The sequence below is a fragment of the Ruegeria sp. AI3 genome (assembly GCF_056541245.1).
Genome location: NZ_JBQFYA010000101.1, coordinates 1 through 537, shown reverse-complemented (window position 1 = coordinate 537; position 537 = coordinate 1). Strand labels below are relative to the sequence as shown.

The following is a 537-nucleotide window of genomic DNA, read 5'->3' as shown; positions in this document are numbered from 1 at the left end:
TCCCCATTCTCGTGGCTGCATTTGCCGCCTACGCGCTGGCGTGGATGGATTTTCCGGGACGGGCGCTGCTGATTGCTGCGGTCGTCGGCCTGTTGGTTGTGCCGCTGCAATTAGCGCTGATTCCTCTTCTTAAGTTCCATCTGAACATCGGAATCGGAAAGGGGTATCTGGGTGTTTGGATGGCGCATACCGGATTCGGGATGCCCCTGGCCATCTACCTGTTGCGCAACTACATGGCCGGATTGCCGCGCGACCTGATCGAGAATGCGCGCGTCGATGGCGCGACAGAGTTTCAGATCTTCACCAAGCTGATCCTGCCGCTCAGCTTTCCGGCGCTGGCATCGTTTGCGATCTTCCAGTTCCTTTGGACGTGGAATGACCTGCTGGTTGCCAAGGTGTTCCTGATCGACGCATCGGGCCAGACCACCGTGATGACCAACCGCATCGTCGAACTACTGGGCACACGCGGAGGCAACTGGGAAATCCTTGCCACGGCGGCCTTCGTTTCGATCGCTGTGCCGTTGGCCGTCTTCTTCG

At 58.8% G+C, this 537-nt stretch carries 1 protein-coding gene; it reads left to right on the top strand.

The features are described from left to right. On the top strand, window positions 1-537 hold a 537-nt coding region (locus tag ACRZ95_RS23265), incomplete at both ends, for a carbohydrate ABC transporter permease (protein ID WP_480555782.1).